The organism is Pseudomonas sp. RL_5y_Pfl2_73 (assembly GCF_963970515.1).
Classification (GTDB): domain Bacteria; phylum Pseudomonadota; class Gammaproteobacteria; order Pseudomonadales; family Pseudomonadaceae; genus Aquipseudomonas.
On sequence record NZ_CAXAPD010000056.1, the window covers coordinates 1 to 8,842 of the forward strand.

Annotated in this window: 8 protein-coding genes and 1 pseudogene; all 9 read right to left on the reverse strand. The window is 58.6% G+C overall.

Annotation, left to right across the window (positions count from 1 at the left end; translation table 11 throughout):
* Window positions 1-526 (reverse strand): type VI secretion system Vgr family protein (locus tag AACY42_RS27545; RefSeq protein WP_339483640.1); only part of this gene is annotated, 526 nt, incomplete at its 3' end.
* 27 nt (window positions 527-553) lie between these two features.
* Window positions 554-811 carry a PAAR domain-containing protein gene (locus tag AACY42_RS27550; protein ID WP_339483641.1) on the reverse strand — a complete coding sequence of 86 codons (258 nt, stop codon included), beginning with the start codon at window positions 809-811 and terminating at the stop codon, window positions 554-556.
* 70 nt (window positions 812-881) lie between these two features.
* The gene (locus tag AACY42_RS27555) at window positions 882-1,394 is read right to left on the reverse strand and encodes an Hcp family type VI secretion system effector (protein WP_339483643.1); all 513 of its coding nucleotides are present in this window, start codon (window positions 1,392-1,394) and stop codon (window positions 882-884) included.
* Window positions 1,395-1,499: 105 nt separating this feature from the next.
* A pseudogene (locus tag AACY42_RS27560) lies at window positions 1,500-1,769 on the reverse strand (DotU family type IV/VI secretion system protein); the annotation flags it as partial.
* A 30-nt stretch (window positions 1,770-1,799) separates the two neighbouring features.
* The gene (locus AACY42_RS27565) at window positions 1,800-1,934 is read right to left on the reverse strand and encodes a hypothetical protein (protein WP_339483644.1); all 135 of its coding nucleotides are present in this window, start codon (window positions 1,932-1,934) and stop codon (window positions 1,800-1,802) included.
* Window positions 1,935-2,013: 79 nt separating this feature from the next.
* The gene (locus AACY42_RS27570; protein WP_339483645.1) at window positions 2,014-2,307 is read right to left on the reverse strand and encodes a hypothetical protein; all 294 of its coding nucleotides are present in this window, start codon (window positions 2,305-2,307) and stop codon (window positions 2,014-2,016) included.
* A gap of 7 nt (window positions 2,308-2,314) precedes the next feature.
* On the reverse strand, window positions 2,315-6,949 hold the full coding sequence (locus tag AACY42_RS27575) for an RHS repeat-associated core domain-containing protein (protein WP_339483646.1): 4,635 nt from the start codon (window positions 6,947-6,949) through the stop codon (window positions 2,315-2,317).
* 51 nt (window positions 6,950-7,000) lie between these two features.
* Window positions 7,001-7,429, reverse strand: a complete 429-nt coding sequence (locus AACY42_RS27580) for a DcrB-related protein (protein WP_339483647.1) — start codon at window positions 7,427-7,429, stop codon at window positions 7,001-7,003.
* A gap of 49 nt (window positions 7,430-7,478) precedes the next feature.
* On the reverse strand, window positions 7,479-8,842 hold a 1,364-nt coding region (gene tssI / locus AACY42_RS27585; RefSeq protein WP_339483648.1), incomplete at its 5' end, for a type VI secretion system tip protein TssI/VgrG.

Below are 8,842 nucleotides of genomic sequence, written 5' to 3' on the forward strand. Positions count from 1 at the left end.
GGCCGTCGGCGCGGTGTTCGAAGGTGTAGAGCAGGCCTTCTTCGGCGGCGAGGCGGGCGATGAAGTCGAGGTCGGTTTCGCCGGCCTGTACGCAGTATTCGCGAGGTTGGTGCTCGAAGCAGATTTCAGTGCGGATGTCGGTCAGCTTTTGCTCGGCCAGCATGCTGGTGATGATGTCGGGCACGGTCTGACTCTGGAAGATGCGCCAGTTGGAGCGCAGGTCGAAACGCGCCAATGTCGGTTCGACCACGGCGGTGTAGCGAGTGCGGCGAAAACCGGTGTCGCCCTGGGTGAAAAGGCTGACCAGGCCGTGGACGTAACGCACCGGGGTTTCGCCGCGCCAGATCGTGAACAGCCCCGCCAGGTCGAGCACGTTATTGAAGTCGATGGCGGCGTCGTGGCTGACCAGTTCCAGTTCAAGTTTGAAGGGTTGGGAGAGGCCTTCTTCGAGCGTGAAAGAAACCACTTCGAAGGGATCGCCCCGCAGCGGTTCGAAGGTGTAGCGCAGGTCGCTTTGACGGGGCATGGGGCCTCCTTGTCGAGAGTGTAAATGTCAGTCGATCAACCAGCTGATATCACCGTTTTCCAGTGTTCCATCGTGATCGGTGGTATCGCCGACACGGGCTACTGGCTGCCCATTGACGATCGTCGAGGGCGAACCGCTGGTGATCACGGCGCCGCATCCAAGGGAATCGCCGACAAGGGCGACGACGCGACCGTTGACGGTCACGTTGCGCGTACTGCTGTCGACGGTGGTGGGGCCACACAACGGGCAATCATGGTCGTGTCCGACCAGAACGACGGCGGGCATAGAGCCTCCTGATAAGTATCGAGTCACTGAACATTCCGCCGCCTATGCGGCGGAACGTTCCGGTTGGCGATTAAGCCGGCTTACGCCAGTCATCCGAGGCTTCGGTGCCGGCCACCACATGGGTCCAGCTGACCTTGCGATACGCCAGGCTGGTCTTGATCAGTTGGGTGTAGTTTTCGTTGTCATTGTTCTGCGCGTGGGGCAGCACGGTGTGGATGGCGACGACGGTGGCGTCTTCCAGCTTGGTGGTGAAGAAGTGCTCCTGCTTGCCGTCCCCCGAGGTGCGGAACCACTTCACTTCAACGGTTGGCAGCATTTCGCCGGTGGCCAGGGCTTGATAGAGCATCGGGGAGGCTTTGTTCAGTGCGCTGGTGAACGTCAGCGGTTTATGCACCCGCTGCCCGGACGGTTGGCCACTCTGTGGGTCGGTGGGCGTACCGATCGCATGGTCGATTTCCTGGGCGAGAATTTCATCTTCGTGGCCTTCCACATAAACGTTGCCCACCGAGTCGGCGGTGAACGCGCCCTTGGTGATGTGGCCCTGGGTTTTGCCGTGGATGCTGATGTACGCAGGTGTTGGCATGACAAGCTCCTTGTCGTGATCAAGTGAACGGCCCCTGGGGCCGCAGGTTATGGCCGACACGGCCATGGCTTTGCAGGCGCTCGGGATGAGCGCGCTGGAAATCGGTTACAGGTAAAGCACCCGCTCCAGCGACACCAGCACCTGTTGGGTGATGGTGTTCAGGCGGATGGAGTAGATCGTGTAGGCGACCGTCAGCACGACGGCGGCTATGGCCCAGGGGGTCCACAGCGGCCAGGCGCGTTTGATTCGGTAGTTGCGCGGTGCGACGTTTTTCAGCGGGTCGGTCAGGCGCTTGGGTGTTTCGCCGCGCAAGGGGCGCAGCAGGCCGTGCAGTTGGGTGATGATCTTCTGTATTTCGTCATCGCCCTTGATATGGGCGCCGTATTTGCTCTAGTGCAACGCCTTCTAACTGATGCGGCCGCTGCGGTTGTAGCGGCTACTGGTCAGCATGCTGCCGGGGGCTCTCAGCAGCACCTCTTCGTGCAGAGGGTCGCGCAAGAAATCGCTGATTACCCGGCCATTGAGGTTGAGCTGCTGCATGCGGCCGCTCCCGTACAGGTGGTTGAGATGGCACTGAGCGGGTAGGGTCAAGGTTTCAGGTGGTCTGCGAGTACCTTCATCATTGTTTGTTGGCGATTCTGGAGAGTAGATCAGTGGCTCGATCAAACTCATAAGTTAACGCTTCATTGTCATTTTGAAATGTTAGGGCTCTATTTAAAGTACGGGTCGCCTCTTCAGGTGAGCCTAGCTCAATCAGTAACTCGCCAAAGCACACCAGTGACTGAATCAGTGTCACCGTGTCATTGGTATCACTTGCCTGAGAAATGACATCTTCTAGTTTTTGGCGGCCCCTTTCCAACTCTCCCCGGTCTAGTAATAAAAGTGCCTTTTGAAACTCGAATTCTGTTTTCATATTGACCTCATTTGCATCCGTATTTTTTGGCGAAGGCTCTTGACGATTTTGGGATGTTGTATTGTCTCATCATGTTTTTTATATTTTTTTGTAAATCAGATTTTTTAAAGTTGGGATTTTCGGCAAACCAATTTTTCCATTGTTGATTCCATCCGGATTTATGAATATTGGAGTGTTGGGCATTGGGGATTCGTGAAATCTGTCGATGAATATAGTCCTCTGGTCCTGATATCCCAGCCTTTTTCATCTGAGTTAAGAAGGCTTCGTCTTTCATCATCGCCTGAGGGATCAAATGGTGATCTCTCATGGACGCAGGGCCGTACCTATCTCGCCAAGTTGGCGTTGTTCTGGCCATGCCGCCTTCTGTGGTTCCTGTTGTAAGCCCTAATGGATCAACCCATCCAATCGCATTCGGCGCGTACTGATAGAGGTTCAACCCTCCCGCCAACCCAATCGGATCCGGCTGGGTAAACCGCCCCACATCCGGATCAAAAAACCTGAAGGTGTTGTAGTGCAGCCCGGTTTCGCGGTCAAGGTACTGGCCCTGAAAACGCAGGTTCTGCTCACGTCCCGGTTGTTGATCATGCCACTCATCTCGCGTCCTGCCCCAGGCCAGGTACTCGCTGTGCCACACCGTGGTGCCGGCGGTATCGGTCAGCTGCTCCGGCAGCCCGGCCAGGTTGGTGTGGAAGTAGAAGATCTCCTCACTACCGGGCTTGCCATCGACGCGGGCTAGCGGTTCATAGCTGTCCGGATCGGCATACACGTACAGGCTGGGCCTGCCGTCCTGCACCTCTTCCAGCAGGCGCAAGCCCTGCCAATGGAACAGTGTACGGTGGCTCGGTTCGCTGGCGCCGTCGTGATACACCTGCTTGCTGATGCGCCGGCCCAACGGGTCGTAGTTGAAAACGAGGCGCTGGGCCATTGATCCGTGCTGCTGGCGGATGCAGACCAGTCGGTGTTCGGCGTCGTATTCGAAACGCTGGATGCGGCTGCTGCCGGTGCGCTTTTCGCTCAGCCGCCCAAAGCGGTCATAGCGATAACGTTTGTCCTGATACACATGCACGCGGTTGTGCTTGATCAGGCCGTTGACCCGGTAGCCATCGAACAGGTTGCCGGCCGCGTCGTAGTTGAGGCTTTCGATGTGCTGGCCCTGCACTGCGGGGCTGTTGCGGTGCATGCTCTGGATCTGTTCGACGGGGTTGTAGCCATATTGGGCGCTGCCTTGATAGGACTTGCCGGTTGTTGCCTGATTGTGAAATCGCCCGATCAGGCTGTCGTCATTGGCCGCTGCGGTCGGGCGATTAGCGCCTGGGCGCTGGGTCTGCGTCAGTATCTCGGCCACCAGGTTGTCGCTGGCGTCGTACTGGTAGTCTTTCTGTAACAACGGCAACACTTCGCGAGCGACCTGCTGGTAGTGCAACGCCTTCTGGCTGAGGCGGCCATTGCGGTCGTAGCGGGTGCGGGTGTGCAGGGCGCCCTGGGTGCGCAGCACCTCCTCGTGCAGTGAGTCGCGCTCGAAATCGCTGATCACCCGGCCATTGAGGTTGAGCTGATGCAGATGGCCGCTGCCGTAATACAGGTGGTTGAGCTGGCGCTGATCGGGCAGGGTCAGGGTTTCAAGGTTGCCCAGTTCGTCATACTGGTATTGCAGTAGGCCGGCGCTGTTGGTCTCGCTGAGCAGTTGGCCGAGGGCGTCGTAGGTGTAGTCGAGCCGCTGCTGGTCACCTTGGTTATCGGTAAAACTGATCGCCAGCAGGTTGTCGGCATTGTCATAGGCATACTCGGTGATGCCATCGTCGGTGCGTTTGCGGATTAGGCGGCCGAGGGCGTCACGCTCGAAATGATGTACCAGTGGCGTGTGCGGTTCGGCGCTGTTCTTGCCATCCAGATCAGGTTCGGCATTCGGCGCGGGGATATGGTGGATGCCGGTGACCTCGCCCAACGGGTTGTACTGGTAGATGCGCCCGCTGCCGTCCAGGTCCTGCTGGGCCAGCAGGCGGTCCAGCGCATCCCACTCGAAGCAGTAGCGTTCGCGGTTTTCATTGCTCAGGTGCAGCAGGCGACCATAGGCGTCGTAGCCAAACTCAACGCTGTGGCCGAGGGCGTCAACCCGCTGGATCAGCCGTCCACTGCGGTCATAACGCAGGCGGGTGATGTGCTGGGCCGGGTCGGTATAGGCGGTCAGTTGGCCTGCGGCGTCGATGTCGTAGCGGTCGATTCGGCCGTCCGGGCGTTCGCTTTCGATCAGATAACCACGGGTGTCATACCGATAGTGAGTGTGCTCGCCGCGGGCGTTGATGCTTTCGCACAGGCGTCCGTCGGTGTCGTAGTGGTACAGCGTTTGCGCATTGGAACAATCGCGGTAGCTGAGTAGCTGGCCGTGCATGTTCCAGCTCAGGTACTTGGTCTTGTCCAACGCGTCAGTGACACGTACCACCCGGCCCTCAGGATCGTATTGGTAGCGTGTCGTGCGGCCCAGCGGATCCGCTTCCCAAATCAGGTTGCCTTGTGCGTCGTAGCCGGAGCGGTATGTGCGCCCGGCAGTGTCGGTGACTTCCACAGGCAAGGCCCAGTGCCGCAGGTAGCGGATGTGTTCGCTACGCCCCAATGGATCGCGCGTCTCGATCAGGCGGCCAATGTCATCGTAGCTGTAGTGCCATTCGCCGCCCTGTGGATCGACACTCTTCATCAATTGACCGGCGATGATTTCCTCTTGCCAGCAATTGCCGAGGGGGTCGATGTGTTTGTAGATCTCGTAGAAGGGCCCCCAATAGTAATGGTCCTGACGACCAAGGCTGTCGGTGACGTGGGTCTCACCCCGTTCCAGGTCGTATTCGAATCGATACTCTTCGCCATCGCTGCCCCAGTGGCGGGTGACGCGCCATTCGTGATCGGGTTGTGGCTCCATTAGTGGCGGAAGTTGGTACGCGGTGCCGTCTGCACGCTTGGGTGTGGGGCGGTTCTCGGGGATGGCAAAGCGTGCCCATTCGTACTCGCGGACGGCGCCACTGGCGATCTGGTGGCTGTTCAGGTAGCCCTCGGCGGTGTAGGTGAAGCGGCGGACCACGTGGTCGGTGGCGTCCAACACTTCATGCAACTGACCTCTGCGTGTGTAGCGATAGCTGGCCAGCGTCTTGTTGCGCTCGATGCTGGGGTTTTCGCCGGCTTTCAGGAATACACGGGACGCCTTGCCGACACGCTTTGAATGGTGTTGATCATAGTGAAGCTGCACAACGGTTTGGCTGTACTTGTCGATGAGGAAGTGCAGGCGGCCCTGTTCGTCGTACAGCATGTCGAGGACGTTGAGATTACGGTCGCCTATGCGGATCAGTCGCGAGCGTTGCGGGTCATGCGGGTCAGTCTGGAAAACCTGATAGCGCCCTGCGTAGATGTCCTCGACAACGGTCTGACCATCCTCCAGTTGGAAGAAGGCCAAGCCATCGATGGCGCTGACGAACGCGTTGCCGGCTATGAGTTGGCCCAGTTCCAGGCGGTTGCCTGTCTCGTCGACATAGATCCATAGCTCGCCGCCGTGGGGATGCGGGACACGGACGATTTCCACCTCATAGGGAACGCTCCAGCCCATGCCGAACAGTCCGTCGGTTCGGGAGTCGCTGCTGTCGTAGCTTCGAGTCCACTCGATGCCCAGCAACCCAGGAAGGCTGAAGTCGATGTCTTCTGCACCGCCGAGGACTTTGCTGCCGGTGGAGATAAGTACAGGTCTGCCTTTTAACGGACAGATGACGGAGTTGTTTTCTTTCGCTCTTGCAGAGCGGCGAGGGCGAGCCCCCATTCGTCTGGATATAAGCAGTGCCGCTACAATCCCCACGATCTGTGCAGTCTTGCTTTTGCCATTGTGAATGTTCCGAACGGTCACCGTTCCGCCGCCGATACGCACATTGGGAGAGACGTTGGCGTTTACATCGATGGTGGCATCGCAGGTGGCCTTATCTCCCGAGCGTGCCGCCGGCCGACCATTGATCTGCACCTTGTCTGAGCCCTGTGCGATGTAGGTCTCAGGCATGGGCGGATGACGGGTGCAGGTGATCTTGTCTTCCTCCTTGGGGGTGAACCCCGGCGCTGCGGGGGTTGTTACTGGAGGGTTGAAAATTTGATGAACCGTGTCAAAGAAGTCTTTGACCAACTTGAAGGGAGGAAATGCAAATCCCAGAGCCGTTTGGGCAATCGCACTTACGTTCTCCAGAACTGAGGGCTCCTCGCCTTTTTCCTCTTCTTCAGACCCATTGGGAGAACTGATCGCCGCAGCGCGAGCGGCGGGTTTGCCATTGATAAAGGTATTTTTGGAGCCGCTTTTGATTTCGCCTAAGGCCGTCGGTGACGACATTGCGTTGCCAACGGAATCGCTAAAGTCAGAGATGGCGTCACCGATACTTCGATCCTCGCCTATGGGAATTGAACTCATGGCGCCTACCGCAACGCCTGCTGCTATCCCGATCACAACGCCGAGCGCGCCGCCCGTGAAGGCGGTGCCCACGACGGCAAGGCCAATGGCCGCAGTCACCGCCAACGCAGCCGCTGCATAGATGACTGTCTCCACTGCTGCACTGATCAACTCAGCCATGAGTGATGGGTGAAGGATGGCGTCACCCTGCCGGGCGGCGTGGACAATTTGTGCCATTGGCTAGAAGCTCCTTGCTGATCGAGAACGGGTTTCTTAGGGTGGAAAAGTTCAGGAAAAGCGCAGCGTTTGCTTGATGGCACGCCAGTGGGTGATGTCGCCGTCGCTTAAGGGACCTTGTTTGCTGTAGTTGAGGACCAGCATGCGGTGCTGCCCGGGAATCAGGCAGGCGGCTTGCAACTGGAAGTTAGGCTTGTCACCGGTCATGAACTGGACGGCCATTTCTCGGCCCTCCACTTGCTGCTGGTGCCCCAGGTGAGTGATTTGTGCCGGTGTGATACTCAATGCTTGGGTCTTGTTGCGCAGTTGATCCAGCTGGGCCGTCAGTGCTTCATCCAGGGTCTGGTGTTTACCAACGGGACTGCGGGCAATCACCAGCGTGGTATTTCGCGCTTGAAAGCGCAGGACGTTCAGTGTCGAGTCCTCGGGTGTTTCATCGGCAAAATCAAGGGTTACATCGTGGGTCAGATAATCAGCCATTGCAGGCGCGTCCTTTTCTTTGATAGTTGGGTAATGGGAAAGGTGGGGGCTATTCGAAATGCCCATCGACACTGGCCTTCAGTGCACCACCGTCTTGCCCATTTGCAGCGGCACCGGCCGACCCACCTTCCGGGTTAAGGTCGAGTTTTGCGCCCAGGGTGTTGATCTGGCCGGTCTGCGCACCAGTGATGTTGAAGTCCTCGCAGGTGATGTTCAGCTTGCCGTTTGCATGCAGCTCAATGAGCGTCTTGCCACACTTCAAACGCAGCGTGCCGCCGACTTCGATCTCGTACTCGCCGGCTACCGTGTCGTTCTTGTTGCCACCGACTTTCACGGTGTCGTTGGTTCTGACCACGCGTACACGATTTCGCCCGACACTGACGTTCTCGTCCTGACCGATGCTCTTGGTTCTGTCCGCTCCAACAGTCAGGCTCTGGTTGTTCTTGACCACCGTGTTCTGATCTTTCTGGGCATGGACAAACACCTCCTCCTGCCCCAACTCATCCTCAAAGCGCAGCTCATTAAAACCTTCACCCTTATGGGTCCGGCTCTTGATGGTCATCCGCGTCTTGTGTTTAGGCAGCGGGTAAGGCGGCAGGTTGGTCTGCCGGTACGCGGTCCCCGTGGCGATCGGCTGGTCGGGATCCCCGTCCAGATAGCTGATCACCAGCTCCTGGCCCACGCGTGGGATGGCCATCGAGCCCCAAGTCGCTCCGGCCCAGCCCTGGGTGACGCGGATCCAGCACGAACTGTGGTCGTTGTTCTTGTCCGCGCGATCCCAAGGAAACTGCACCTTGACCCGGCCCCATTCATCGCAATAAATCTCTTCCCCCGGCGGCCCAACCACCGTGGCGATCTGCGGGCCGTCAATGCAGGGTTTGTCTCGCAACGGCGCCTTCCAGTCCGAGGTCCAGCGGATGGCCGTGGCCTTCAAGGTGTAAGAAGTACCGAGGCCGCTCCCAAACGATTCTTCCTGCAAACTGGTGTGCTGTTTGCCTTCGTGCTGGATGGCGATGGTGCGCCAGCGGTCGTTGAAGTCCTCACGGGGATGATCGTTGAGGTCGAACGCCAACCCCGGTTGGAGGCGCTCATCGTCGCCTTCCACATGGGCAAGCTTGGCGTCATTGCGCAGGGCGGCTAGGCGCGTCTTGGTAAAGGGTTTACCGGCGATATCACGCTTGTAGCGGCCAGGATAGTCGTAGCGTTCGTAGTCCTTGTGCTGGTTGTTCAGGTCCTGGTCGCCGGTGGCGGTGTGCTGCTGGTTGTAGCGCGGGTGGGTGAAGGTGTAGTCGCGCTGCACCTGCACGGCGGTGCGCACCTGTTCGGTGTAGTGGAAGCGGGTCAGTGCCGGTTCCGGGGCATCGCCGCCACTCATGGGTTGGTAGATCACTGGGCAATCGGTGTGGGTGCCGA